The following is a 26,545-nucleotide window of genomic DNA, read 5'->3' on the forward strand; positions in this document are numbered from 1 at the left end:
CGAATTCTATAGTCGTTAGGTTTTGTCGTCCAGGTCCGCCGGGGTGCGGCGGGACCGTCCGGGCAGCGGCCGTGCGGTGCCGGCGAAGGCCGAGCGCAGGAACGTCCCGATGCGGTCGAGCGAGCGCGAGGCCTCCGGGAGCACCGGCGCGAACGCCTGGAACACGTGCGGCTGGCCGTGCCAGATCTCGAGCACGCAGTGCGCCCCCGCGGCGGCGAGGCGGCGCGCGAGCTGCTCGGTCTCCTCCCGCAGCACCTCGGCGGAACCGACGGTCAGCAGGGTGGGCGGCAGGTCCGCGAGGTCCGCCCGCAGGGGCGAGTACCGGTCCGGCGCGTCCCCGGCCAGGATCATCTCGATCATCCACTGGAGGGCGGCCGCCGACCCGGTCGGATCGTCGCCGGGATCGAGCGCGGCCCGCGCCGCGGTGTCGAGGTCGTAGACCCCGGACATCCCGACGACGGCCGCCGGCCGCGGCAGGCCGCGTTCCCGGGCACGCAGGGCGGTCGCGACGGCGAGGTGCCCGCCGGCGGAGTCGCCGGCGATCGCGATGCGCCCCGGCGCGATCCCGCGGGCGAGCAGCCACCGGTAGGCGTCGAGGCAGTCCTCGATCTCCTGGTCCAGCGACACCTCCGGGACCATCCGGTAGGCCACCGCCAGGGCGGCCTGCCCGGACGCCGACGACAGCCGGGAGACCAGCGAGCGGTGCGAGTTCAGGCCACCGAACAGCCAGCCCCCGCCGTGCAGGTAGAGGACGACGGCGTCGGGGTCCCGCACGCCCCGCCCGACCGACCACTCCGCGGGGAGGCCGTTGACCGAGGTGCGGCCGACCCGTGCGCCCCAGGGCACCGGCACGTGGGCGGCCCACTCGTCGAAGCGTGCCAGCCGGTCCCGCAGCGCCTGGGTCAGCGTGTCGCCGGTCAGGGCGCGCAGGGCCCGGGCCATGAGCTGGTCCATGACGGCCGTCAGGACGCGGGACCGGATGCTCGGCCGGTGGTGCTCCGTGACGAGCACGCCCACCGGCTCCGGCCCCTCGGGGTGGGCCGCCGCCCGCGGACGGCCGTGGTGCTCGGCCGTCATCCGCGCAGCGTCGGCGTCGCGGTGCCCGGCGCCAGGTCGAGCACCTCGGTGAACCCGTCCACCAGGCACTGCAGGTACAGGTCGCCGTCGGCGAAGGCCGCGGTGTCGAGGCCGACCCCGATGCAGGCGGTGGAACCGTGGCTGACCAGCGTGATCAGCGAGGCACCCCCGCCGAGCGGGCCGTAGCCGTAGAACCGTTCGACCCGGGCACCCGCGAGGTAGTGGTCCCCCTGCAGCCCCGGCACGTTGCTGGCGTGCAGGTCGTTGCCCTTCGTCATCGGCCCGGCGAGGATCGCGGCGAGCGCGCCGGGCATGCGGCCGAGCAGCGGCGAGAACAGGCCGATCACGTCGACCGCCGGCTCCTCCCGGACCTCGGACACCACGGCCCGGATCCGCTCGACCCGGCGGGCGACGTCGGTCTCGGCCATCGGACCGGCGAACCGGGCCGAGGCGATGCGGTTCCCGCCCTCGGGATCGTCGGACCGGCGCAGCGAGATCGGCATGGCGGTCGGGACGGCCTCCGGGACCGGCGCCCCGGAACGCTCGTGGAAGAGCCGGTACCCGCCGAGCAGCGCGGCCAGGAACGCGTCGTTCACGCTGCCGCCCGCGGCCTTCGCCGCCGCCCTGAGCCGGTCGAACGGGACGTCGACGGCGGCGAGCCGGAGGGTCAGGCCCCGCTCGGCGAGCAGCGCCGAGTTCTCGGCGGCCGGGGGAGCGAGCACCCGGCCCAGGGACGACACGTACCGGGACACCGCCCCGGCCGTCGAGAACGGCGCGGCCAGCGACCGCAGTCCGGCCGAGCCCAGCCTGCCCACCTCACCGGTCACGCGGCCGAGATCGGCACGGGCCTGGGCGACCAGCGCCTCGTAGGGCGACATCGGTGGCGTCTGCAGGTGCGCCGGCCGCGGCCCGCCCGGGACGTCGTCCTGCCGCTCCGGCGCCAGGATGCGCGCCAGGTGCTGCATCACGCCGAGACCGTCGGTGACGGCGTGGTGCATCTTCAGCGCGTACAGGGCGCGGCCGCGGGGGAGCCCCTCGACCAGGAGGGCCTCCCACGGGGACCGCGCCCGGTCGAGCGGGCTCATGTAGAACTGCGACAACCCCTCCATCAGCTCCGGCCAGCCGCCGCGGGCCGGGAGCTGGTGGCGGCGGAGGTGGAACCGGAGGTCCATCGCCGGGTCGGTCGTCCACCGCGGCACCCCGAGCCCCAGTGCCGGCTCCACGACCCGCTGGCCGAGCCGGGGGACGACGGCGACGGCGGCCTCGTGCACCGCGGCCAGCCGTCCGGGATCCGGGACGGCGTCGAGCTCGAGACAGGCCATGGCCGGTGTCCGCAGTGCGGGATCCGACTCGATCCGCCACATGACGGTCTCGAAGGCGTTCATCTCCTCGCCGGCGGCGTCCATGCGACTCGTCCCCGTCACTGCACGCGGGGGAACTCGGTCGTGGGCTCGTCCCGGAACCCGTGCCGGGCGGCGCCGGCGCCCGCCGGGACCGCCTGGTCGTCCATGTTCGCGCGAATCGCCTCCTGGGCCGCGGGCGACAGCGTGTGCATCATCTCGCGGACCCGTTCCTGGCGGCGCCGGACGGCCGCGCGCTCGGGCATCCCCGGGGAGGCCTGGAACTGCGGCTTCATCGGGGGCAGCCCGGCCAGCCCGCCGGCCTCGGCCATCTCCCGTTCGGCCTGCGCCGAGTCCTTCTCCTCGGACATCCCGATCGGCCCCTGCCTGCGGCCGTTGAGGAACTGCGCGACGACGGGCTCCTCGGAGGTCAGCAGCTGCTCGCGGGGGCCGAACATGGCGAGGTGCTTGCGGTACAGCAGGCCGATGTTGTCCGGGATCGTCTGCGCGGTGTTGATGTCGTGGGTGACGATCAGGAAGGTGGAGTCGGTCTGTGCGTTGAGGTCGATGATCAGCTGGTTCAGGTACGCCGTGCGCACCGGGTCGAGGCCCGAGTCCGGCTCGTCGAACAGGATGATCTCCGGGTCCAGCACGAGGGCCCGGGCCAGCCCGGCCCGCTTGCGCATGCCGCCGGAGATCTCACCGGGCAGCTTGCCCTCGTCGCCGCGCAGGCCGACCAGGTCCATCTTCTCGAGCACGATGTCGCTGATCTGCGACTCGTTCTTCTTCGTGTGCTCGCGCAGCGGGAAGGCGATGTTGTCGAACAGGTTCATCGACCCGAACAGCGCGCCGTCCTGGAACAGCACCCCGAACAGCTTCCGGATCTCGTAGAGCTTCGACTCCGTGCATCGGACGAGGTCGGTGTCGTGGATCACGATCGACCCCTGCTCGGGCTTGAGCAGCCCGATGAGGGTCTTCAGGAACACGGACTTGCCGGTACCCGACGGGCCCAGAAGCACCGACACCTCGCCCGGAGGGAGGGTCAGTGACACGTCCGACCAGATGTTCGCCTTGCCGAACGACTTCGACAGGTTCTCGACCTTGACCTCCACGCCCTTCACGGCGCACCTCCTCGTGTCGCTGCGTCGGCGATGACCGCCTCCGATACTGAAACAACGAAACATCTTTCGTCGAGCGTCTCTTACTTGGCTGCTCGTTCGGGTGATGTCTGGGTGGGTCAGTACTCCGATCGGGTTAACAGTGAGACGTTGAACGAAACTTGTCAAAGCGTAGCTCGTTCTGCCTCTGAAGACGGAGCGCCGTCCCCGCGACGCCCGTCCCGAACCCCGTCGTCTCAGAGCAGAGGCCCCCGATGCAGCCCGACGTTGTGACCTGCACCGATGCCACCCCGAGGGGGATGGCGTCATGAACACCCCCCCGGCGGTCGCGCGGACCGTGACACCGCTCGGCACCTTCTTCGCCTTCACCGCGGACACCTTCGTCGCGATGTTCAGGCGCCCGTTCCAGTGGCGCGAGTTCGTGCAGCAGACCTGGTTCGTCGCCAGCGTCTCGCTCGGGCCGGCGATCCTGCGCGGCATCCCCTTCGTCGCACTGGTGACGTTCCAGTTCAACCTCGTGCTCGTCGAGATCGGCGCGATCGATCTCAGCGGCTCGGGGTCGGCGTTCGCCACGGTGACCCAGATCGGACCGGTCGCGACGACGTTCATCATCGCGGGGGCCAGCTCCACCGCCGTCTGTGCCGACATCGGTGCGCGCCGGATCCGCGAGGAGCTCGACGCCATGGAGGTCCTCGGCATCGACGTCGTGCCCCGCCTCGTCGTGCCGCGGGTGCTGGCGACGGCGGTCAACGCCTTCCTGCTCAACGGCGTGATGATCCTGATCGGTCTCTCCGGCGGCTACGTCTTCGCCGTCTACCTGCAGGACGCCAGCCCGGGTCAGTACATCGACTCGCTCACGCTGCTCGTCGGCTTCGACGACCTGGTGCACGGCGAGCTCCGCGCCGTCGTGTTCGGCGTCGTCGGCGCCCTCATCGGCTGCTACCGGGGGATGACCTGCAAGGCAGGTCCGCGCGGTGTCGGGAACGCGGTCAACGAGACCGTGGTCTACACGTTCCTCGCGCTCTTCCCGATCAACATCCTGCTGACGCAGATCCCCTACTCGCTCGGACTCGTGTGAGGGACGTGCCCATGCTCTCCTCTGTTCGCAACGCCCTGGGCGCTCCGCTCCGGCTGCTCGACGACCTCGGCAAGCAGGCCGAGTTCTACGGCAAGGGCGTCGTCTGGATCCCCAAAGCCGTCAAGAGCTACAAGACCGAGCAGGTCCGGCTGATCGCCGAGGTCGGTATGAGCACCGGCGCGCTCGCCGTCATCGGTGGCTCGTCGGTGATCACCTTCTTCATCACCCTGTTCGCCGGTGTCACCGGCGGCCTCCAGAGCTACGACGCGCTGGCCAACCTCCAGCTCGAGGCGCTCGGCGGGTTCGCCTCGGCGATCATCAACCCGCGCCTGCTGGTGCCGATCATCGCGGGCGCCGCCCTCGCGGCCACGGTCGGCAGCGGGTTCACCGCCCAGCTCGGCGCGATGCGGGTCTCCGAGGAGATCGACGCGCTCGAGGTGATGGGCGTCCGCTCGCTCCCCTACCTCGTCACCACCCGCCTGGGCGCCGGGATGATCACGATCATCCCGATCTTCTCCATGTCGATGGTCGGCGCCTGGGTCGGCTGGAAGGTCACCCAGGTCGGCTTCTTCGGGCTCTCCGAGGGCACGTTCGACCACTACATGCAGACGTTCATGCAGTGGCAGGACGTCCTCTACTCGTTCGCCCAGGCGATCGGGATCGCGATCGTCGTGATCTCCATCCACACCTACTACGGCTACACCGCCAGCGGTGGCCCGGCCGGCGTCGGGAAGGCGGTGGGGCAGGCCGTCCGCACGTCGCTGATCGCGGTGCTGACCGCCGAGCTCGCCATCTCGATGGCCCTCTACGCCGACTCCGACGCCTTCCGCATCACGGGATGACCTGATGAACGAGACCTTCTTCTCGCGGTTCAAGTACCGCGTCTACGCGTTGATCCTGCTCGGGATCATGCTCGGGTTCCTCGGGCTGTGCACCGCCATGTACCTCAACGCCTTCGCCAAGACCGTCCCCGTGCAGCTGCGCGCGGACCGGTCGGGCCTGCAGATGTACCCGGGCAACCGGGTGCAGCTGAAGGGCGTCGACGTCGGCGAGGTCGGCTCGGTGTCGCTGGCCGACGGCGACCGCGGTGCGGTCGACATCGTCCTCGACATGGACGCCGACCGGATCGGTCAGGTCCCGGCGGACGTGTCCGTCTCCCTCGACCAGCTCACCGCCTTCGGCGCGAAGACGGTGCAGATGACCATGCCCCAGGCGCCGTCGGGCCGGATGCTCGCCGCCGGGGACCGGATCAGCAGTGACGCGGTCACGGTCGAGGTCAACACGCTGTTCGACTCGCTCGACCAGATCCTCGACACCCTCGAGCCGGCCCAGGTGAGCCAGGTGATCGGCAACCTCGCCACCGCGCTCGACGGCCGCGGCGAGGAGATCGGCGAGACGGCGACACAGCTGAACGCCTACCTCAAGCGGTTCAACGCGAACCTGCCGCAGCTGCAGACCGACTTCCGCAAGGGCGCGGACCTCACCAACCTCTACGGTGACGTGGCCGGCGATCTGGCGTCCACCCTGGACAACGCCACGGTGACCAGCCGGACAGTCGTCGAGCAGCAGGCCGACATCGAGAGCTTCCTGTTCCAGCTGTCCCGGGTCTCGAAGACCGGCGAGTCGTTCTTCCTGCAGAACCGCGAGGGGATCCGCGACGTCGCACAGACGGCGCTGCCCACGACCGACCTGCTGCGCGAGTACTCCCCGATGTTCTCGTGCTGGCTCAAGGGCCTGGACAAGTCGCGCCAGCAGCTCGAGCAGCAGCAGGGCAACACCGTCCCCGGCTTCGTCGGGCTCGTCACGCTGCAGCCGGGCGACACCGTCTACAAGAGCCCGCCCGAGGTCGGCGCCGACAACGGCCCGGACTGCCACCAGATGCCCGGGCTCGACGGCAGCGTGGTGCCCGAGTCGCTGTTGAAGAACGTCGACAAGGGTGGCGAGCCCAACCCGGACGGCGACAACACCGTCCGGATCGGCGATCCGCCGCTGGTCACGCAGCTCTTCGGGCCGTTCGCCGGTGCCGGTGAGGGGCTAGGCCTCCCGGGCGCCCAGGTCCAGCCGGTCCCGGGCGGCGAGAACGCGCCGGCGCCGGGGGCACCGGCCGGGCCGGGCGCTCCGCCCGCTCCGGCACCGGGCGCTCCCGGACCGCTGACCCCGGAGCAGGAAGCGACGCCGCCGACGGCGCCGGACGGTGGGTCCGGCGGTCTCCTCGGCGGGCTGTTCACCGACGAGGAGGGCGGCCGATGAGCGTCTCGAAGGCCCAGAACATCAAGGGCCCCCTGGTCAAGTCGACGATCTTCGTGGTCGTGACGATGCTCGTGCTCGCCGTCGTGAGCATCGAGATGGGCGCGGGCTCCGGGTTCGGCGACCGCAAGAGCTACTCGGGCGTCTTCACCGACACCTCCGGGATCCTCGAGGGCGACTCGGTGCGGATCGCCGGCGTCGAGGTGGGGTCGGTCCAGGACATCTCGGTCGTCGACAACACCCAGGGGAAGGTCACCTTCACCGTCGACTCGGCGAAGGAGCTCCCCGCCGACACGAATCTCGCCGTCCGGTACCTCAACCTGACCGGTGACCGCTACCTCGAGGTCTCCCGGGGCACCGGCGGCGGCGCGCCGCTGGCGGAGGACGCGGTCATCCCGGTCGCGCAGACCCGCCCGGCCCTCGACCTCGACGTCCTGCTGGCGGGCTTCTCGCCGCTGTTCGAGGGGCTGGCGCCGGACCAGATCAACCAGATGAGCTCCGACATCATCTCGGTCTTCCAGGGGCAGGGCGGCACCATCGAGTCGCTGCTCGCCCGGGTCGGCTCGCTGACCAACACGCTCGCCGACAAGGACGCGGTGATCGGCTCCGTCGTCGACAACCTCAACACCGTGCTCGGCACGCTCGACAAGCGCGCCCCCGAGCTGGAGTCGACGATCGGCCAGCTGCAGGAGCTCACGACCGGCCTGGCGAACGACCGGGAGCGGATCGGCAACTCGCTGGAGGGCGCCAACCGGCTCACCAGCAGCGTCGACGAGCTGCTCGGGAAGGTCCGCGGCCCCCTGAAGGGCACCGTGGACCAGCTCGACCGGGTGTCGAAGCAGGCCAAGGCCGGTGAGGCGGCGATCGACGAGAACCTGGCGCTGCTGCCCGGGGCGTACCTGCGGGTCAGCCGGCTGGGTTCGCGCGGCGCGACCTACAACCTGTTCATCTGCTCGGTGCGGGTGAAGACCACCGGCCCGGCCGGTGACCCGGTCTACTCGCCGTGGGTGGGCCCGGCCGACAACGTCGACCGCTGCAAGTTCGGCAACTCCCCGCTGGAGACGCCCGAGCAGCGCGAGGCGAACCCGATCCGGCAGGAGGACGCCGCGGACCAGGGCCAGGTCCCGAACGAGCTCCTCCGCACCGACGGTACGGAGGGCCCGCGATGAAGCTCCGGTTCCGGGAGAAGAACCCGGTCACGATCGCGATCGCCGGCCTGGCGATCCTGGCGGTGCTGCTGGTCGCCTCGTTCCAGCTGGCCGAGCTGCCGGTCTTCGGCGGCAAGAAGTACGAGGCCCGGTTCACCGAGGCCGGTGGCCTGCAGATGGGCAACACCGTCCGGGTGGCCGGTGCCGAGGTGGGCCAGGTCAAGAACGTCACCCTGGACGGGCCGGACGTGGTCGTCGAGTTCACGGCGAAGGACGTGGAGCTCGGCGACCTGACCTCGGCGACGATCGGCACGCAGACCCTGCTGGGCGAGCGCAACCTGGAGATCCGGCCGGACGGGCGGACCCCGATGGAGGCCGGCGGGGTCATCCCGCTGGAGCGGACCGTCGCGCCGTACAGCATCACCGAGGGCATCGAGGATCTCACCCGGCGCGCGGGCGAGATCGACATGAACCAGGTCAGCACGGCGCTCGACACGTTCACCGACGCCTTCCAGAACACCCCGGACGAGCTCGGGCCCGCGTTCGAGGGCATCACCCGGCTGTCCCGCACGATCGCCAGCCGGGACGCCGCCATCGGTGACCTGCTCGAGCGGGCGGAGAGCGTCACGGGCGTCCTCAACCGGCAGACCGCGAAGCTGACGACGCTGCTCACCGACGGCAACAAGCTGCTCGGTGAGCTGGAGGCCCGCCGCGACATCATCGGTGAGCTGCTCGTCACCACCCGGCGGGCCACCGACCAGATCGTCGGCCTGACGGAGGACCAGCGGGGGCGGCTCGCACCGGCGCTGAACGAGCTCAACGGAGTGCTCGAGATCCTCGAGCGCAACGAGGGCAACATCGTCTCCGCCGTCGAGCGCGTCTCGAGCTTCATCACCGGCCTGGGCGAGGGTCTCGCCGGCGGCCCGTTCTTCGCCGGGCACGGCGACCTGGGGAACGCCGGGCCCACGTTGTTCCCGGCCGCGGACTTCCTGCCCAGCCTGGCCGTTCCCACACCGCCCGCCGGGGGCGCACCACCCGTCCCCACTCCGCCCTCGATCGGCGGCCTGATCGGTGCCGGAGGAAACTGAGATGTCCCGTCTGAAAGCAGGAACGGCGCTGACCCGGCTGCTCGCCGCCGGTCTCGTGGCCGCCGTCGTGGCGGCTGCGGTGATCGTGCTGGTCAGCACGTCGTCGAAGACCGGTGTGGCCTACTTCGAGTCGGTCAAGAGCATCTACCCGAACGACCGCGTGAAGATCCAGGGCGTCGACGTCGGCAAGATCAGCTCGATCGAGCCCGCCGGCGACAAGGTCCGGATGGAGTTCACCTACGACTCCCAGTACGACCTCCCCGCCGAGGTGAACGCCGCCGTCGTGTCGCCGACCCTGGTCGCGACCCGGTTCCTCCAGCTCGCACCCGCCTACACCGGCGGCCCCGTGCTGGAGGACGGTGCGGAGATCCCCGTCGAGCGCACCGTCTCCCCGCTGGAGTTCGACGACCTGAAGAAGGAGCTCCAGAACCTGAGTACGGCGCTCGGGCCCGACGAGGCGAACCAGAGCGGTTCCCTGTCCCGCTTCCTGGACATGGCGGCCCGCAACGCCGCAGGTGGCCAGGGCCAGAAGTTCAACGAGCTGGTGCGTGAGGCGTCCTCGGCGGTCGAGACCCTGTCCGAGGGGCGCGGCGACCTGTTCGGGACGGTCCGCAACCTGCAGGCCTTCGTCACGGCGCTCAAGCAGGTCGACGGCCAGATCGTCGAGTTCAACTCGCGGCTCGACACGGTCTCCGGAGTCCTGACCGACAACGAGGACGAGCTGTCCCGGGCGCTCGAGGGCGTCTCCCGGGCCGCCGTGGCGGTCGACGAGTTCGTCGCCGACAACGGCCCGGTGCTCAACGAGTCGGTGACCGAGCTCGGTGACCTCACCCGGACGCTGTCGAACTCGCGCGACGAGCTCGCAACGATCCTGCACGTCGGCCCGAGCACGCTGATGAACCTCTTCAACATCGTCTCGCCGAGGACGCGGGCGCTCTCCGGCAAGCTCGTGGTGGACAACCTCAACACCCCGGCGGACTTCGTCTGCTCGGCGTTCACCGCGGCGGCCCAGGACCCGATCAAGGGCATCGACTACTGCAAGAGCAACCTCGGCCCGCTGTTCAACCTGCTGCGCGTCCAGCAGCCGCCGGTCGGCGTCAACCCGATCGCCGTCCCCGGTACGGGTGGACCGACGGACAACCAGCCGGGCAGGGACGCGCCCTACCGGCAGCCCACCCCCGGACCGGAGGCCCCGCCGGACGTCGACGCCCCGGGTCTCGGCGGCCTGCTGTTCCCCCAGGGAGGCAACTGATGGCCAGGACGCCACGCAGCGTCGCGATCGCGATGATCGCCGCCTGCTCGGTCTCGCTCTCCGCGTGCGGGTACAGCGGGCTGAACGACTTCACCCTGCCGGGTGTGCCCGGCGTCGGGGACGACGCGTACACGGTGCAGATCGAGCTGCGCAACGTGGCCGATCTCGTGCCGAACAACCCGGTGCGGGTCGGTGACCAGCCGGTCGGCAACATCACCAAGGTCGAGCTCGACGACTGGAACGCGCTCGTCACGGTGTCGCTGAACTCCGACGTGGAGCTGCCGGCGAACACCCAGGCCCGGATCGGCCAGGCCTCCCTGCTCGGCGCGAAGTTCGTCGAGCTGACGCCTCCGGCCGACCAGGCGCCGACCGGGCGCCTGACCGACGGTGCCCGGATCGGGCTGGAGCAGTCCGGCAAGTACCCGGAGACCGAGGAGGTGCTGGCCTCGGTCGCGACCCTGCTCAACGGCGGCAACCTGCAGAACCTCAAGACCATCACCGGCGAGGTGAACAAGGCGCTGGGCGGCCGCACCGAGGACTTCCGGGGCCTGATCACCGAGCTGGAGACCTTCTCCCGCGGGCTGGACGACCAGAAGCAGGACATCACCCGCGCGATCGACGGGATCGACCGCCTGGCGGCCAACTTCGCCGAGCAGGACCAGGCCATCGACGGCGCCCTGCAGGCGATCCCACCGGCGCTGACCGTGCTGAACCGGGAACGCGAGAACCTGACGAACACGCTCGTGTCGCTCGGCAAGTTCGGTGACGCCACGGACGCGGTCGTCGCGGAGAGCTCGGACAACCTCGCCCGCAACCTGGACAACCTGACCCCGGCCCTGGCCGGGCTCGCGGACGCCAACAACTCGCTGACCGACTCGCTCGGGCTGCTCGGGACGATCATCTTCCCGCTGCGCAACTTCGGCGAGACGTTCCAGGGCGACTACATCAACTTCTGGCTCACGCTGGACCTGACGCTCGGCACGCTCGACCAGAACTTCCTGACCGGCACGCCGTTCGAGGGTCAGCTGAACCGGCTGCAGGACATCATGAAGGCCGGCGGGAACGCCCTCGGCGCAGCGAATCCCCTGACGGCGCCGGTGCTACCCGAGGAGCCGGGTGCCCCGGTCGGTGAGCCCGGGCTCGACCTGCTCGACGGCGCCGTGCCGAACGAGCCACCGCCGGGACCGCCGTCCGGCACGCTCGAGCGCCCGGCCCCGCCGGAGCAGAGCGAGTTCGAGCGGCAGCAGGAGCAACAGCAGCAGCAACGACCGGCCGAGGAGCCCTCCGGCGGCGGCCTGCTCGACGGCCTGACGGGAGGCAACTGACGTGATCACCAGGTACGTCAAGGTCCAGCTGGCGATCTTCATGGTCCTCACGCTGCTCGCCTCGCTACTGATCGTCTTCTACTACGTGCGGGTGCCCCAGGTGCTGGGGTTCGGCCGGATCGCGGTGACGGCGACGCTGCCGGCCACCGGTGGCCTCTACCCGAACGCCAACGTGACGTTCCGCGGAGCCACCGTCGGGACCGTCACCGACGTCGACCTGGACCCCGAGGGTGTCCGGATCCGGATGACGCTCGAGGAGGACCGGCTGCCGCCCAGCGGCAGCCGGGCCGAGGTGCACAGCGTGTCGGCCATCGGTGAGCAGTACGTCGACTTCGTCCCGCAGGACCCGGCGGCCCCGCCGCTGGCCGACGGGGACCACATCCCCAAGGAGATGACGACGGTCCCGATCCCGACGGCCGACGTCCTCCAGAACACCGACAACCTGCTGACCTCGGTGGACCAGGACAACTTCACGACCGTCCTGAACGAGTTCGCCGACGCGTTCCGCGGGATCGGGCCCGACCTCGGGCGGCTGGTCGACAACACCCGGCTCCTCGTCGACGAGGCGGACAAGAACTACGAGCCGACCGAGCGGCTGATCAACGACTTCGAGGGCTTCGTCGACCCGCAGCTCGCGACCAGCGACTCGATCCGGAACTGGAGCCGGAACCTGAACTCCTTCACCGGGCAGCTGCGGGAGAGCGACACCGATCTGCGGTCGGTGTTCACCGACGGCACCCGTGCGGCCGAGCAGGCCGAGGGCCTGCTCGGTGACCTGAGCCGGAGCACGCCGACGCTGCTGAGCACCACCGAGGTCCTGACCCGGCTGGCGGAGGCGTACAACGCGCCGATCGAGCAGATCCTCGTCGTGTACCCGATGTTCACGGCCGGATCGCTGGTCGTCGCGCCGGAGGCCGAACCGGGGATCTTCCGGTTCAACCTCGAGACCAACGCCAACCAGCCCAACTGCGTCGAGGGATGGATCCCCGCCGGGCGGACCGCGGAACGCGATGGAGACGGGTGACATCCCGCTCCCGGAGAACAGCTACTGCAAGCTGCCCCAGGACGACCCGACGCTGGCCCGCAGCGCGCGCAACCTGCCGTGCTTCGAGCCGGGGTCGCCCCCCGGCCGGCGTGCGGCGACGATCTTCCAGTGCCGTGGCGAGGGCTACAGCCCGACGGCGGCCGGCCGCCTGACGCTCCGTCCGGACACCGGGCTGAACGGTGAGCCCGCCTTCGAGCCGCTGGGTGCGATCGGCGCCGTGAGCACGCCGGCACCGCCCGCGGACCAGATGACGCTCGGCGGTCTGATGTCCGTCCCGGGCCCGGCCTGACCGTGGTCAGCAGTGGTACCGGACCCCGGATGCGAGACAGTCGAGCCAAGATGTCACGATCGAACGGCCGTGACGGAGACAACATCGTTGGTCCGTCCGGTCGTGGGCACGGCCGCACCCGCTGTGCGGCCGGGCCCCCACACGGCGCCGGCACCCCGCGCCCCGCTCACCCCCGGAGCGGGGCGGCCCGGCACCGCCGAACCGAGGAGTTGACGTGGTGAGAACCTTCCAGTCCGGCAGGCGGGCGACGACGCCCGCGGCCGGGGACGAGGCGGCCGACGCCGTCACGTCGCAGGAGAGCGACGTCCGCACCGAACGGACCGAGACCTCCGGTGCGGAGAACACCCCGGAGCGCGAACCGGACGGGCTCCCCGCCGCGCCGCCGCTGCGCACCGGTGACGACGAGGACGGTGAGGACGGCGACGGCGGCGCGGCCGGCCGGGGTGGCTCAGGCCCCGCCGCGACCCGCCGCGAGCCCGAGAGCGGCCCCGCGCCGAGCGCGACCGTGCGCCGTGGTGTGGCGGCGGCCTTCGGGCTGATGCTCGTCGCCGCCGTGGCGACGGGCATCTGGTGGGGCATCGGGCAGCAGGCGGAGTCCGACCGTGCCGCGGCGCTCGAGTCCGCCCAGGCCGCGGCCGTCAGCCTGACCTCGATCAACTTCGAGACCGCCGAGGACGACGTCCGCAAGGTCGTCGAGGAGTCCACCGGTGACTTCGGTGGCCTGTTCGCCCAGAACCTCGACTCCTACATCTCCCTGGTGAAGGAGTCCAAGGTCGCGACCCGGGGCGAGGTCACCGGTGCCGGCATCGACCGCATCGACGGCAGCACCGCCCGCGTCGTGGTCGCGGTCAAGGCGGACGTCAAGAACCAGAGTGTGCCGGACGGGGAGCCGCGCTTCTACCGGATGGTCACCGAGCTCGAGAAGAAGGACGGCGAATGGCTCGTCTCGCGAGTGGAGTTCGTGCCGTGAGGGGCCCGAAGGCGTTGCTGCGGCCGGTGGGCCGTGGCCTGAGGTGGGTCGGCCTGCTGCCGGTCCGTGCGTACCGGTCGGTCGTCGGCTGGTACCGGGACCGGCCCCGGCAGGCGACCCGGGTGCTCGGCGCCGGTGCCGTGGTGCTGGCGGTCCTGGCGGTGCTGTTCACCGTGCTGCAGGTGCAGAACATGCGGACGGACTCGGCCCGGAACGAGGCGCGGGCGGTGGCCGAGGAGGTCGTGCCGCGGCTGCTGTCCTACGACCACCGCAGCATCGCCGACGAGATCGACGAGCGGACCCAGCAGGTCGGCGGCAGGTTCCGCGACGACTACACCAGCCTGGTCCGGGACATCGTCATCCCGGCGTCGGACCGTGACCAGCTGGTCACCCAGACCTCCACGGCCGCGGTCGGCACGACCGAGGTGTCGTCGCCGGGGCAGGTCCAGCTCATGATGTTCCTGAACCAGACCTCCACGCGGGCGGGGCAGGACCAGCCGACCCTGTCGGGCTCGCGGGTGCGGGTCACGATGGAGCAGGACGGTGACCACTGGCTGGTGTCGGCACTCGACCCGGTGTGACGGACCGCGCCGGGAGGTCCCGCCTCCCGGCGCTCCGTCGGTCCGGTACCGGCTCAGTGCCCGCTCATCCCGCCGTCGACGGCGAGCGTCGTCCCGGTGACGTAGCCGGAGGCGGGCGCGGCGAGGAACAGCATCGCGGCGTCGAGCTCGCGCTGGGTGCCGAGCCGCTGCAGCGGTGCCCCGGCGAGGAAGCGGCCGAGGGTCTCCTCCGGCGTCTCCTCGGTCATCTCGGTGTTCACGAACCCGGGTGCGAGCGCGTTGACCCGGATCCCGCGGCGGCCCGACCACTGCTGGGCGAGGTCGTGGGTCAGGCCGAGGAGACCGGCCTTGCTCGCCGAGTAGGCGGCCTGTGGCAGCGCCGACGCGACGAGGCCCAGCACGCTCGCGACGTTCACGATCGCCGAGCCGGGCTCCATCCGCCGGGCGCAGGCCTGTGCCATCCAGTACGCCCCGGACAGGTTGACGTCGAGCACGCCGCGGAAGTCGCCGGGCTCCTCCCGCAGCGCGGGCACCACGCTGCTGATGCCGGCGTTGTTCACGAGCACGTCGACCCGGCCGAAGCGTTCGAGTGCGGCTCCCGCGACCCGGTCGCAGTCGTCCGGGTCGGCGACGTCGGCCGCGACGGCGTGCCACCCGCGGCCGTGCCGGGCCACCGCGTCACCGGTCTCGGCGAGGCGGTCCGCCCGGCGGGCGGCGAGGACGACGTCCGCGCCCGCCTCGGCGAGCGCGACCGCGAACCCGGCCCCGAGCCCGGAGCTCGCCCCGGTGACGACGGCGACCTTCCCGTCGAGCCGGAAGAGGTCGAGCAGGGGTGTCGGCGGGGCGGGGTCCCCCGCGGGAGCGGCATCGTCGGCGATCATGTGACGGATGATGTCATATGTATCCATTAGTGCCGTACGCACGTGCTCTCACCTGGTGTGATGCGCCGTGCGATGCTTCTTGCGATACAAAAACCCGAGAACGTATTGACGACCCTACCTACCAACTTTAGGCTGGCCCACGCTCCGGAGGGTCCCGATCTTCCCCGGCCCCCTCGCCGAGGCCGTCGAGGGAGACGGTCGCTCCGCTCCGAGCGGCATACCGCACATTCCCCGAGAGGAACAAGACGATGAAGTCGAGGGCAGCTGTCCTGTGGGAAGCACCGGGCGAGTGGGACGTCATCGAGATCGACGTCGACGAGCCCAAGGAGCACGAGATCCTCGTGCGGTACACCTCCGCCGGGCTGTGCCACTCCGACGACCACCTCACCAAGGGTGACGTGCCGTCGGCGCACTACCCGTACTGCGGCGGGCACGAGGGTGCCGGCGTGGTCGAGCGGGTCGGCTCCGGCGTGCGGGACCTGCAGCCCGGCGACCACATCGTGGCCAGCTTCATCCCCGGCTGCGGCCGCTGCCGCTGGTGCGCCGAGGGCAAGCAGAACCTCTGCGACAACGGCGCGTTCATGATGACCGGGACCCAGCTCGACGGGACCTTCCGCCTGCACCACGGCGACACCGACATCGCCCAGTGCTCGCTCGTGTCGACCTTCTCCGAGTACAGCGTCCTCCCCGAGTGGGGCGCCATCAAGATCGACAAGAGCATCCCGCTGGAGAGCGCCGCCCTCGTGGGCTGCGGTGTCCCGACCGGGTGGGGATCCGCCGTGAACGCCGGCCAGGTGCGGCCCGGGCACGTCGTGATCGTCATGGGTGTCGGCGGGATCGGCATCAACGCGGTGCAGGGTGCGAAGCACGGTGGCGCCCTGCGCGTCATCGCGGTCGACCCCGTCGAGTTCAAGCGCGAGAGCGCGCTCAAGCTCGGTGCGACCGACGCGGTCGGCACCATGGCCGAGGCCACCGCACTGGCCAAGGACCTGACCAACGGCCAGGGCGCGGACAGCGCGATCGTCTGCGTCGGCGTCGCGACCGGCGAGCACGTCGCCGAGGCGTTCGCGTCGGTCCGCAAGGACGGCATCGTGGTGCTCACCGCCGTCGCGAACTTCATGGCCACCGGCATCCCGGTGAACCTGATGGAGTTCGCGATGTACCAGAAGCGGATCCAGGGCGCACTGTTCGGCATGTCGTCGCCGACCCGCGACGTGCCCTACTTCCTGAACATGTACCAGCAGGGCTACCTGCGGCTCGACGAGCTCGTGAGCCGGCGGTACAAGCTCGAGGAGATCAACCAGGGCTACGCCGACATGCACGCGGGCCTGAACCTGCGCGGAGTGGTCGACTTCGCGTGACCGGCGTGGCGCAGGCGGAGGTGACCGTCCGGCGGAGCGGTCCGGCGGCGACGGTCGAGCTGTCGAACCCGGGCCGGCGCAACGCGCTGACCGCCTCGATGCTCGACGAGCTGTACCGCCTGCTGACCGAGCTCGACGACGACCCGCAGGTGCGGGTCGTCGTCGTGACCGGGCGGGACGGCGACTTCTGCTCCGGGGCGGACCTGTCGGCGGTGTCCGACGAGCGGCACCCGCTCGGCTCGATGAACCGGATCAACCGCACGGCGCTGGCGCTGCACCGGATGGCCACCCCGACCGTCGCGCGCGTCGACGGGGTGGCCGTCGGGGCGGGGCTGAACCTGGCCCTGGCCTGCGACCTCGTCGTCGCGTCCGACCGGGCCCGCTTCTCCGAGGTGTTCGTCCGGCGCGGGCTGGCCGTCGACTTCGGCGGGTCCTGGGTCCTGCCCCGGCTGGTCGGCCTGCACCGGGCGAAGGAGCTCTGCCTGCTCGGCGAGATCGTCCCCGCGGACCGCGCCGCCGAGATCGGCCTGGTCAACCGGGTCGTGCCGGTGTCCGAACTCGACACCGTCACGGGCGACCTGGTGGACCGGCTCGCCGCCGGGCCCGCGGTGGCGATGGCGCTGACCAAGCGGCTGCTCACCGACGGCGGTGACCGCAGCATCCAGGAGGCCCTGGACGCGGAGGCCGCCGCGCAGGCGATCACGCTGCGCGGCGACGACTCGCGGGAGGCCTTCAGCGCGTTCCGCGAGAAGCGGGACGCGGAGTTCACCGAGCGGCTCTGACGCCGCCGCACCGGATCCCAGCGGGAGGAGACAGATGGCGCTGCGTACGAGGTTCACCGAGGTCTTCGGGATCGAGCACCCGGTCGTCCAGGGCGGGATGCAGTGGGTGGGCCGCGCGGAGCTCGTCGCCGCGGTCGCCGAGGCCGGCGGCCTCGGCTTCCTGACCGCGCTGACCCAGCCGACCCCCGAGGACCTGGCGAAGGAGATCGCGCGCTGCCGCGAGCTCACCGACCGGCCGTTCGGGGTGAACCTGACGATCCTCCCGGCGATCGACCCGCCGCCGTACGACGAGTACCGGCGGGTGATCGTCGAGTCCGGCATCCCGATCGTCGAGACGGCCGGGTCCAACCCCGAGCCGCACCTCCCGCTCTTCCACGAGCACGGCGTGAAGGTGCTGCACAAGTGCACCAGCGTCCGGCACGCCCTCAAGGCCGAGCGGGTGGGCGTGGACGGCGTGAGCATCGACGGGTTCGAGTGCGCGGGGCACCCCGGCGAGGACGACGTGCCGGGGCTCGTCCTGATCCCGGCGGCGACGGCCCGCTTGTCGGTCCCGGTGGTGGCCTCCGGCGGGTTCGCCGACGGCCGCGGCCTCGCGGCGGCGCTCGCGCTCGGCGCCGACGGCATCAACATGGGCACCCGGTTCATGGCGACCGCGGAGGCGCCGGTGCACCGGAACGTGAAGCAGGCGATCGTGGACGCCGACGAGCGGGCCACCGACCTGATCTTCCGCCCGCTGCGGAACACCGCACGGGTGGCGCGGAACGCGGTCAGCACCGAGGTCGTCCGGATCCTCGACGAGGGCGGGCAGTTCCCCGACGTCCGCGAGCTGGTGGCGGGGCCCGCGGGCGGACCGTGTTCGAGACCGGCGAGCTCGACGCCGGTGTCTGGACGGCGGGCCAGTGCCAGGGACTGATCGACGACATCCCCACGGTCGCCGAGCTGGTGCACCGCATCGTCGCCGATGCCGAGGAGGTGCTCGGCCGGCTCGCCGGCCGGGTCGTCGTACCGGCCTGAGACCCGTACCGGGCCGGTCCGACGGCCCACCGAAGGATGTCCACGTGACCGGGAGGTCCGGGGCCCGAGGCCCCGTCCGGTCGCCGGCTGCGCACCGTGGCGCGAGAAGGAGAATCATGGCGACGTCAGTTGCATCGGCCCTGCACTGGTGGGCTCGTCGGAAGCCGGACCAGCAGGTCGTCGTCGGCGACGACGCCGTGACCTACCGGCAGCTGCAGGACTGGTCCGGACGGCTCGCCCGCAGGCTGGTCGGGGAGGGCGTCTCGCCCGGCGACCGGATCGGGCTGATGAGCGCGAACAGCGTCGAGTGGGTCGTGACGGCCTGGGGGATCATCAAGGCGGGCGGCGTGCTCGTCCCGCTCAACCCCCGGCTGGTGGCGAGCGAGCTGCACAAGATCCTCGGCGACTCCGGCGCCCGGGTGGTCGTGACCGCGGAGGCGCACGAGGAGACGCTCAAGGAGGTCGTCGGGCTCGGGCACGACCTCACGACCGTCCCGTTCGACGAGGTCGGCCGGCTCCGCACCGGCGGCACCGACGACTTCCGGATCGACCTCGACCCCGCGGACCCGGTGGCGATCCTGTTCACCAGCGGGTCGACCGGCCTGTCCAAGGGTGTCGTCTGCACCAACCGGACGCTGCTCGACATCGTCTTCGAGAACTCGCTGACCGACCCCGGGATGCGGCCCGGCGCGCGGACGCTCCTCCTGCTGCCCCTGGCCTTCACCCCGGGCCTGGTCTACGGCGTGGTGATCACCGGTGTGCTCGGCGGGACGCTGGTCGCGGAGCGGGAGATGAAGCCGTCGCGCTCCGTGCAGCTGATCGAGAAGCACCGGATCACCGTCATGTTCGGCGTGCCGCTGATCTTCCAGGCGCTGGCCGCGACCCCGGAGTTCGCCGACGCCGACCTCAGCAGCCTGGACACCGCGATCGTCGGTGGCGCGGCGGTGCCCGTGCCGCTGCTGGAGGCGTACGCGGCGAAGGACGTCGTGCTCCGCCAGATCTACGGGATGACCGAGGTCGGTGGCGTCGCGACCGCGACGTGGCCGGAGGAGGCCGCCGACCACCCCGACAAGTGCGGCAGCGGCAACGTCTTCACCGAGATCAAGGTCGTCCGCCACGACGGCACCGAGTGCGAGCCCGGCGAGAACGGCGAGATCCTCATGCGCGGGCCCGGTGTCACACCCGGGTACTGGCAGGACGAGGAGAACACGGCCAAGGCGCTGCGTGACGGCTGGCTGCACAGCGGCGACCTCGGGAACCGCGACGAGGGCGGCCGGCTCACCTTCGTCGACCGGCTCAAGGACCTGATCATCACCGGTGGCATCAACGTGTCGCCGTTCGAGCTGGAGGCCGTGATCTCGCAGATCCCCGGGGTGAAGGAGGTCTCGGTGATCGCCGCCAAGGACGAGCGGTTCGGCGAGACCCCGGCGGCGATCGTCTGGGGCGAGGGCCTCGACGAGGCGTCGATCATCGCGGAGTGCAACCGGCACATGGCGGACTACAAGGTCCCGCGCTACGTCGTGGTCCGCGAGGACCCGCTGCCGCGGCTGCCCAGCGGGAAGATCGCGAAGCCGGCGATCCGCACCGAGTACTCGGACATCACGTCCACCCACCAGAAGGTGCGTTGATCCCCAGCGCGACGCATCCCGCCGCCGGCGGCCTGCTCCCGTCCGCACCGTCGAGGACCACCGATGACCCATGTGATCACCCGCTCGTGCTGCAACGACGCGTCCTGCGTCGAGGTCTGCCCGGTCGACTGCATCCACCCGACGCCCGACGAGCCGGGCTACGCGAGTGCCGAGATGCTCTACATCGATCCGGACACCTGCATCGACTGCGCGGCCTGCATCGACGTGTGCCCGGTGTCGGCGATCGTGCCGGACGAGGACCTCGAACCGGTCGACGAGCGCTACCTGCGGATCAACGCGGCCTGGTACGACGGCCGGGAGCCGGCCGCGCGGACGGCGCGGACCGAGCCGGAGATCAGCTCGCCCGAGGGGGCGGGGCCGTTGCGGGTCGCCGTCGTCGGGACCGGCCCGGCCGCCTGCTACGCGGCGGAGAGCATGCTGCGCCGGCGCGGGCTGGACGTCGAGATCACGATGATCGACCGCCTGCCGGTGCCGGGCGGCCTGATCCGGCACGGCGTGGCTCCCGACCACCAGGACACCAAGGGCGCGGGCACCGCGCTCGCCCGCACCTGGGGGCGGCGGAAGGTCGACCTGCACCTCAACGTCGAGGTGGGGGAGCACATCGGGCACGACGAGCTGCTCGCCCACCACCACGCGGTGCTGTACGCGGTCGGTGCCCCGGGCGGGCGGAGCCTCGGGATCACCGGGGAGGACCTGCCCGGCTGCAGCTCGGCCACCGACTTCGTGGCCTGGTACAACGGCCATCCGGACGCCGCGGACCGGCAGTTCGACCTGTCCGGCGAGCGCGCGGTCGTCGTCGGCAACGGCAACGTCGCCCTCGACGTCGCCCGCGTGCTGGTCGCGGGGGAGGAGCACCTGGCGGGCACCGACACCTCGGCGCACGCGCTCTCCGCCCTGCGGGACAGCGCGGTCCGCGAGGTCGTGGTCCTCGGCCGCCGGGGCCCCGCCCAGGCGGCGTTCACCACCCCCGAGATCCTGGCGCTCGGCGACCTTCCCGGGATCGACGTCGTCGTCGACCCCGCGGAGATCGAGCTCGACGAGGTCACGGCGGCCCGGCTGGAGCGGGAGCCGGACCCGGTCCTCACCCTGAAGCTGGACGCGCTGCGCGAGCTCGCCGGGCGCGAGCCGGGCGGTGCCGGCCGCCGCATCGTCCTCCGGTTCCTGACCGGGCCCGACGAGATCCTCGGGGAGGAGCGCGTCGAGGGCGTCCGCGTCGCGCGGAACACCGCGGTCGCCGACGGGGACCGGGTCGCCGCCCGGCCGACCGGCGAGACCGAGGACCTCGACTGCGGGCTCGTCCTCACCTCGGTCGGCTACCGCGGCGCGCGGATCCCCGGGGTGCCCTTCGACGAGCAGCGCGGGGTCCTCCCGAACGACGACGGCCGGGTCACCGACCCGGACACCGGCGAGGCCGTGACCGGCGTCTACACCGCGGGCTGGATCAAGCGCGGCCCGAGCGGCGTCATCGGGACGAACCGCTGGTGCGCCGAGGACACCGTGAACGCCCTGCTGGCGGACTGGTCGGCGGGCCGGCTGGACACCCCGCGGGCCGGGGGGCCGGAGTGCTCGGCGCTGGTGGCCGAGCGCAGGCCCGAGGCGATGGGGCTCGCCGCCTGGAAGGCGATCGACGCCCACGAGCGGCGGACCGGCCGGGGCGAGGGACGACCCCGGGTCAAGCTCGTCGACATCCGGGACATGCTCGACGTGGCCGAGGCCGCGGCGACCCGCTGACACCGTCCGTCCCGTTCACCGCCGGTCCGACCGGCCGGAAGGAGAGACCGCGTGGAGACCGACCTGTACGGGGCCGACCACGAGGCGTACCGCGAGACGGCCCGGGCCTTCGTGACCCGGGAGGTGGTGCCCAACGTGGAGCGGTGGGACACCGACCGGCAGATCGACCGGGAGACCTGGAAGAAGGCGGGTGCGGCCGGCCTGGTCGGGCTCGCGGTGCCGGAGGAGTACGGCGGCGCGGGCGAGCCGGACTACCGGTTCCGCTTCGTGCTGTCCGAGCAGATCGCCGCGGCCGGGGCGGCGTCCCTCCAGTCCGCGTTCGGGACCAACGACGACATCGTCCTCGGCTACCTGCTGAACCTCGCCGGCCCGGAGCAGCGGGAGCGCTGGCTCCCCGGCTTCGCGACCGGGGAGACGATCGCCGCCATCGCGATGAGCGAGCCCGCGGCGGGCAGTGACCTGCGGGGCATCGCGACGACCGCCGTCCGCGACGGCGACCACTGGGTCCTCAACGGCTCCAAGACGTTCATCAGCAACGGGATCACCTCGGACCTGGTCGTCGTCGTGACCCGCACCGACCCGGACGCGGGCTCCGCCGGGTACTCCCTGTTCGTCGTCGAGCGGGACACCCCGGGCTTCGAGCGCGGCCGCAAGCTGGACAAGATCGGGCTCCCCGGCCAGGACACCGCGGAGCTGTTCTTCCAGGACGCCCGGGTGCCGGCGGCCAACCTGCTCGGCGAGCTCGGCGGCGGACTGCCGGCGCTGATGCAGAACCTGCCCCGTGAGCGGATGGGCATCGCGGTCGCCGCGCAGTGCTCGGCCGAGGCCGCGTTCCGGTGGACGCTCGACCACACCCGCGAGCGCACGGCCTTCGGCAAGCCGCTCGCCGCGCAGCAGAGCGTCGGGTTCACGCTCGCCGACCTCCGGACCCGGATCGAGGTCACCCGCAGCTACGTCGACCGGTGCGTCCGTGAGCTGAACGCGGGCCGGCTCACCCCGGTGGACGCCGCCAAGGCCAAGTGGTGGGCCACCGAGATGCAGTGGCAGGTGATCGACGCCGGGGTCCAGCTGCACGGCGGCTACGGCTACATGACCGAGTACCCGATCGCGCGCGCCTTCACCGACGCCCGGGTCCAGCGGATCTACGGCGGCGCGAACGAGATCATGAAGGAGATCATCAGCCGGGATCTCGTCCGGGGCTGAGAGCCCCTCAGGTCCCGGCGAGCTCGGCGACGACCGGGGCCATCCGCTCCAGCAGCGTCTCGTTCACCGTCAGGTAGCTCACGCCCGTCTCGTCGCGGCGGCGGCGGAGCTCGTCGGCGATCTCCGCGGTGTCCCCCACGAGCACGCTGGGCAGCCGGGGTACCTCGCCGGGCGCGACGCCGAAGCTGTCGGCCAGCCGGTCGATCCGGGCGGTGTCGGCGCGGTCGTGGATCCCGGTGATCGACATGTGCAGCTCGACCGTGGCCCCGCGGGCCGCGGCCACCTCCCGGATCCGGGCCGCCTTGGCCGTGACCTGCTCCCGTCCGGTGGTCCGTGCCGCGGCGCGGCCGATCCGGCCGCTCCGCATGTCCGGGGCGATCCCGACGACGTCGGCGTGCCGGGCCGCGAGATCGAGCACCCGCCGCCCGCCGCCGCCCACGAGCAGCCGCGGCGGGGTCGCGGTGGCGGCACCCTCCGGCAGGTCCTCCAGCACGTAGTGCGTCCCGGCGAACGACGTCCGCCCGGCCCAGCACCCCCGGATCAGCGCGAGGGCCTCGCCGAGGCGGTCGACCCGCTCGGCGGGCTCCCGGAACGGACGGCCGAGCATCGTGTGGTCGGCGGCCATCCAGCCCGCCCCGATGCCCAGCTCGAACCGGCCGCCGGTCGCGGCGGCGAGCCACGCGGCGTCCCGCGCGACGACGGCCGGGTGGCCGGTCTCGTTGTCCAGCACCAGCGTCCCGACGGTCAGCCCCGACGTGGCCGCGGCCGCCGTCGCGAGGGCGGGCAGCGGCGGTACCGACGGTACGCTGAAGTGCTGGGGGACCTGGAGCACCGACCAGCCCTGGTCCTCGACCCGCCGGGCGAACGCCGGCCAGCCTCCTGGACCGCAGGTGGCACCGGTGCTGAGCACTCCGAAACGGAATCCCGACATCGCTTCACCTTAAGGCAGAAGGTAGCGTCCAGCGTCATAAGATGATTGACAGATATTGTCTCACGTGTCACGGTTCGGCGACGGACGGAGGAGGAGTGGTGGGCGGATACTCGTTGCTCGACGGCGTGCGCGTCGTCGAGGTCGCGCAGCTGGCGCCGTCGTCGGTCGGCGGGCACCTCGCCGATCTCGGCGCCGACGTCATCAAGATCGAGACGCCCGGCCGCGGCGAGGGCGTCCGGTACGCCGGGGCGCAGGCCGTCGGCGGACCGGACGGCCCCGGGTTCATGCACCTGCGGTGGAACCGCGGCAAGCGTAGCGTCGAGCTCGACCTGCGCACGGCGGACGGCGCCGAGGCGTTCCTCCGGCTCGCCGCGTCCGCCGACGCGGTGGTCGAGGGGACGAGGCACGGGTACCTCGACCGGCTCGGACTCGGCTGGGAGCGCCTGGCCGGGCAGCGCCCGTCGACCGTGCTGTGCGAGGTCTCCGGCACCGGGGCCGAGGGGCCGTACCGGGACCTCGCCACCGGCGGGATGTGGTTCGACGCCTACGCCGGGCTGCGCACGGTGGACACCGCGCGGCCGTCCCCGCCCGGGGTGATGGGCGGCTCGGGGGAGACCCCGCAGGCGATGTACGCCGTGGGCGCGTACGGCGCGATGGCGGTCCTGGCGGCGGTGCTGCGGGCACGCACCACCGGAGAGGGCGCGCGCCTGCAGGTGAGCAGCGCCGACGTCGCGATCGCCTGGATGCCGGACCGGATCGACGGCGCGCTGAACGCCGGCCGCACCCACCGGCGTCCGGGCTGGACCGCCGACGGGCGGCTGCCGGACTGGCCGCTGCTCGACGCGTACGCCACGAAGGACGGCGGCGCGATGGTGTTCGGCTCGCACACGCCGAAGTTCTGGCGGGCGTTCTGCGACGCGGTCGACCGGCCGGACCTGCTGGAGGTCGATCTCGTGTCGGTGGACGAGGGGTCCGACGCGCGCGCCCGGCACGTCTGGCGGGAGCTCGACGCGGTGTTCCGCACCCGGACGCGGGCCGAGTGGACCGCGCTGTTCCTGGCCCGCGACATCGCGGGAGGCCCGGTCAACACCGTGACCGAGCTGGTGGACGACCCGCACTTCACGGCCCGCGCCACCACCTACGACCAGGACGGGTTCCGGTTCGCCGCCAGCCCCGTCCGGGTCGTCGGGGAGGAGTTCGCGCCGCAGCGGGCCCCGGACCTCGGGGCCCACACCGACGAGGTGCTCGGGGAGATACGAGCGTCCCGCCCGTCGACCACCACCACCCGGGGGACCGAGACATGACACTGCTGAACGACGACGTCGCACACACCCTCGCCGAGCACCTGCGCGCCGGGACCACGGAGATGTCCCCGACCGACCTCCGGGTGCCGATCTCGCACTTCGTCGGTGAGGAGCGGGCCGCGCAGGAGCGGGCGCTCCTGAAGCGGCTGCCGGTGATCATCGGGCACGGTTCGGAGATCGCGAGGCCCGGCAGCTTCCTGACCCGCGAGATCCTCGGGATGCCGCTGATCGTCGTCCGCCGGTCGGACGGCACGGTCGGCTCCTACCTCAACATCTGCCGGCACCGCGGCGGCCGGGTGGAGGACGAGCCGTGCGGGCAGAAGCGGATCTTCACCTGCCATTACCACGGCTGGAGCTACTCCCGGGAGGACGGCGGCCTGCGCGGCGTGCCGTACGACGACTTCTACACCCACGTCGACAAGGACCGGCACGGCCTGCACCGGATCCGGACCGAGGAGCGGCACGGCTTCCTGTTCGCCGTCCTGTCCGGTGACCAGGACCTCGAGATCGACGACTGGCTGGGGCCGGAGGTGGACGCGCAGCTGTCGCCCTACGGCCTCGGCGGCGCCGAGATCTTCCTCGACGAGCCGTTCACCCTGGACATCAACTGGAAGATCGTCCTCGACGGTGCGATCGACGTCCTGCACCCGAAGTTCCTGCACCCCGAGGGCGTCGGGAAGCTGATCGAGACGAACACCAGCGTGTGGCGGCAGTACGGCCGGCACGGCCAGTCCTTCAGCCCGCGGACCCGGATGGGCGACCTCGCCCGCGCCGGGGAGGAGGTCGACGCCGACTTCCGGCTGATGGGCAGCAACCTGTTCCTCTACCCGAACTCCATGGTCATCTCGACGCCGGACCACGTGGAGTTCTGGACCGTGTGGCCCGACACGACCGACCCGAACCGGTCGACGACGCAGATCCGGTTCCTGGTCCGCCCGGAGAAGCGGACCGAGCGGATCGAGCGGCGGATCCGGCGGAGCTGGGAGATCCTGCAGGACGCCGCCGTGAACGAGGACTGGCCGATGGAGCTGACGATCCAGCAGAACGCGGCCGCGTGGCCGCACGGGACGTTCCTCTACGGCCGCAACGAGCAGGCCTGCCAGCACCTGCACCGCGAGCTCGCCGCCGACCTGGGCGACTGACGCGCTCCGG

At 71.8% G+C, this 26,545-nt stretch carries 23 protein-coding genes and 1 pseudogene; 19 read left to right on the forward strand and 5 right to left on the reverse strand.

Annotated elements, in window-relative coordinates:
- Positions 1-15: 15 nt before the first annotated feature.
- Genes Ae150APs1_RS21105 through Ae150APs1_RS21115 form a run of 3 tightly spaced genes read right to left on the reverse strand, consistent with a single transcriptional unit; the run spans position 16 to position 3,538 of the window.
- Positions 16-1,077: an alpha/beta hydrolase gene (locus tag Ae150APs1_RS21105; RefSeq protein WP_083680269.1), complete on the reverse strand. Its 1,062-nt coding sequence runs from the start codon at positions 1,075-1,077 to the stop codon at positions 16-18.
- Positions 1,074-2,483 (reverse strand): wax ester/triacylglycerol synthase domain-containing protein, encoded by a 1,410-nt coding sequence (locus Ae150APs1_RS21110; protein WP_060573787.1) that lies wholly within the window; start codon positions 2,481-2,483, stop codon positions 1,074-1,076. The genes Ae150APs1_RS21105 and Ae150APs1_RS21110 overlap by 4 nt, the downstream gene beginning before the upstream one ends.
- A 14-nt stretch (positions 2,484-2,497) precedes the next feature.
- Positions 2,498-3,538, reverse strand: coding sequence for an ATP-binding cassette domain-containing protein (locus Ae150APs1_RS21115; protein WP_083680270.1), 1,041 nt, complete (start codon positions 3,536-3,538; stop codon positions 2,498-2,500).
- A 304-nt stretch (positions 3,539-3,842) separates the two neighbouring features.
- On the opposite strand from Ae150APs1_RS21115, the gene Ae150APs1_RS21120 reads away from it, so the two are divergent.
- From Ae150APs1_RS21120 to Ae150APs1_RS21170, 11 genes are all read left to right on the forward strand, one after another.
- A complete protein-coding gene (locus tag Ae150APs1_RS21120; RefSeq protein ID WP_075299818.1) occupies positions 3,843-4,613 on the forward strand; it encodes an ABC transporter permease in 771 nt (256 codons plus the stop codon).
- Between the two features lie 11 nt (positions 4,614-4,624).
- The gene (locus tag Ae150APs1_RS21125) at positions 4,625-5,455 is read left to right on the forward strand and encodes an ABC transporter permease (protein WP_075299820.1); all 831 of its coding nucleotides are present in this window, start codon (positions 4,625-4,627) and stop codon (positions 5,453-5,455) included.
- Positions 5,456-5,459: 4 nt separating this feature from the next.
- Entirely contained in the window at positions 5,460-6,863 is a 1,404-nt protein-coding gene (locus Ae150APs1_RS21130) for an MCE family protein (RefSeq protein WP_075299822.1), read from the forward strand.
- Positions 6,860-8,029 carry an MlaD family protein gene (locus tag Ae150APs1_RS21135; protein ID WP_075299824.1) on the forward strand — a complete coding sequence of 390 codons (1,170 nt, stop codon included), beginning with the start codon at positions 6,860-6,862 and terminating at the stop codon, positions 8,027-8,029. The genes Ae150APs1_RS21130 and Ae150APs1_RS21135 overlap by 4 nt, the downstream gene beginning before the upstream one ends.
- Entirely contained in the window at positions 8,026-9,096 is a 1,071-nt protein-coding gene (locus Ae150APs1_RS21140; protein WP_075299826.1) for an MCE family protein, read from the forward strand. Before Ae150APs1_RS21135 ends, Ae150APs1_RS21140 begins: the two co-directional genes overlap by 4 nt.
- A gap of 1 nt (position 9,097) precedes the next feature.
- Positions 9,098-10,348 carry an MCE family protein gene (locus tag Ae150APs1_RS21145; protein ID WP_060573781.1) on the forward strand — a complete coding sequence of 417 codons (1,251 nt, stop codon included), beginning with the start codon at positions 9,098-9,100 and terminating at the stop codon, positions 10,346-10,348.
- The gene (locus tag Ae150APs1_RS21150; protein WP_075299828.1) at positions 10,348-11,673 is read left to right on the forward strand and encodes an MCE family protein; all 1,326 of its coding nucleotides are present in this window, start codon (positions 10,348-10,350) and stop codon (positions 11,671-11,673) included. Before Ae150APs1_RS21145 ends, Ae150APs1_RS21150 begins: the two co-directional genes overlap by 1 nt.
- Before the next feature lies 1 nt (position 11,674).
- Complete coding sequence (locus Ae150APs1_RS21155; RefSeq protein WP_075299831.1) at positions 11,675-12,697, forward strand: MlaD family protein; 1,023 nt, start codon at positions 11,675-11,677, stop codon at positions 12,695-12,697.
- Entirely contained in the window at positions 12,684-13,007 is a 324-nt protein-coding gene (locus tag Ae150APs1_RS21160) for a hypothetical protein (RefSeq protein ID WP_075299833.1), read from the forward strand. The genes Ae150APs1_RS21155 and Ae150APs1_RS21160 overlap by 14 nt, the downstream gene beginning before the upstream one ends.
- A 214-nt stretch (positions 13,008-13,221) precedes the next feature.
- Positions 13,222-13,977: a hypothetical protein gene (locus Ae150APs1_RS21165; protein ID WP_075299835.1), complete on the forward strand. Its 756-nt coding sequence runs from the start codon at positions 13,222-13,224 to the stop codon at positions 13,975-13,977.
- On the forward strand, positions 13,974-14,558 hold the full coding sequence (locus Ae150APs1_RS21170) for a hypothetical protein (RefSeq protein ID WP_060573778.1): 585 nt from the start codon (positions 13,974-13,976) through the stop codon (positions 14,556-14,558). The genes Ae150APs1_RS21165 and Ae150APs1_RS21170 overlap by 4 nt, the downstream gene beginning before the upstream one ends.
- 53 nt (positions 14,559-14,611) lie before the next feature.
- Here the strand turns inward: Ae150APs1_RS21170 and Ae150APs1_RS21175 are convergent, their stop codons facing one another.
- Positions 14,612-15,418 carry a glucose 1-dehydrogenase gene (locus tag Ae150APs1_RS21175; RefSeq protein WP_075299837.1) on the reverse strand — a complete coding sequence of 269 codons (807 nt, stop codon included), beginning with the start codon at positions 15,416-15,418 and terminating at the stop codon, positions 14,612-14,614.
- A 248-nt stretch (positions 15,419-15,666) separates the two neighbouring features.
- On the opposite strand from Ae150APs1_RS21175, the gene Ae150APs1_RS21180 reads away from it, so the two are divergent.
- The 6 genes and pseudogenes from Ae150APs1_RS21180 (at position 15,667) to Ae150APs1_RS21205 (ending at position 23,158) form a co-directional block, all read left to right on the forward strand.
- Entirely contained in the window at positions 15,667-16,779 is a 1,113-nt protein-coding gene (locus Ae150APs1_RS21180) for an NDMA-dependent alcohol dehydrogenase (RefSeq protein WP_060573776.1), read from the forward strand.
- A gap of 5 nt (positions 16,780-16,784) precedes the next feature.
- Complete coding sequence (locus Ae150APs1_RS21185) at positions 16,785-17,561, forward strand: enoyl-CoA hydratase-related protein (protein ID WP_060576295.1); 777 nt, start codon at positions 16,785-16,787, stop codon at positions 17,559-17,561.
- Positions 17,562-17,595: 34 nt separating this feature from the next.
- Positions 17,596-18,575 (forward strand): annotated as a pseudogene (locus Ae150APs1_RS21190) (nitronate monooxygenase family protein).
- A 116-nt stretch (positions 18,576-18,691) separates the two neighbouring features.
- The gene (locus Ae150APs1_RS21195) at positions 18,692-20,203 is read left to right on the forward strand and encodes an AMP-binding protein (protein ID WP_075299839.1); all 1,512 of its coding nucleotides are present in this window, start codon (positions 18,692-18,694) and stop codon (positions 20,201-20,203) included.
- A 63-nt stretch (positions 20,204-20,266) separates the two neighbouring features.
- Positions 20,267-21,955 carry an FAD-dependent oxidoreductase gene (locus Ae150APs1_RS21200; RefSeq protein WP_075299841.1) on the forward strand — a complete coding sequence of 563 codons (1,689 nt, stop codon included), beginning with the start codon at positions 20,267-20,269 and terminating at the stop codon, positions 21,953-21,955.
- Positions 21,956-22,006: 51 nt separating this feature from the next.
- The gene (locus Ae150APs1_RS21205; protein ID WP_075299843.1) at positions 22,007-23,158 is read left to right on the forward strand and encodes an acyl-CoA dehydrogenase family protein; all 1,152 of its coding nucleotides are present in this window, start codon (positions 22,007-22,009) and stop codon (positions 23,156-23,158) included.
- Positions 23,159-23,165: 7 nt separating this feature from the next.
- Here Ae150APs1_RS21205 and Ae150APs1_RS21210 read toward each other — a convergent pair whose 3' ends face one another.
- The gene (locus Ae150APs1_RS21210) at positions 23,166-24,089 is read right to left on the reverse strand and encodes a TIGR03621 family F420-dependent LLM class oxidoreductase (protein WP_075299845.1); all 924 of its coding nucleotides are present in this window, start codon (positions 24,087-24,089) and stop codon (positions 23,166-23,168) included.
- 98 nt (positions 24,090-24,187) lie between these two features.
- Here Ae150APs1_RS21210 and Ae150APs1_RS21215 point away from each other — a divergent pair, with 98 nt between their 5' ends.
- Positions 24,188-25,393, forward strand: coding sequence for a CaiB/BaiF CoA-transferase family protein (locus Ae150APs1_RS21215; protein ID WP_075299847.1), 1,206 nt, complete (start codon positions 24,188-24,190; stop codon positions 25,391-25,393).
- The gene (locus tag Ae150APs1_RS21220; RefSeq protein WP_075299849.1) at positions 25,390-26,535 is read left to right on the forward strand and encodes an aromatic ring-hydroxylating dioxygenase subunit alpha; all 1,146 of its coding nucleotides are present in this window, start codon (positions 25,390-25,392) and stop codon (positions 26,533-26,535) included. Before Ae150APs1_RS21215 ends, Ae150APs1_RS21220 begins: the two co-directional genes overlap by 4 nt.
- The last annotated feature ends 10 nt before the right edge of the window (positions 26,536-26,545 follow it).

It is taken from the genome of Pseudonocardia sp. Ae150A_Ps1 (genome assembly GCF_001932315.1).
In the GTDB taxonomy this organism is placed as follows: Bacteria; Actinomycetota; Actinomycetes; order Mycobacteriales; family Pseudonocardiaceae; genus Pseudonocardia.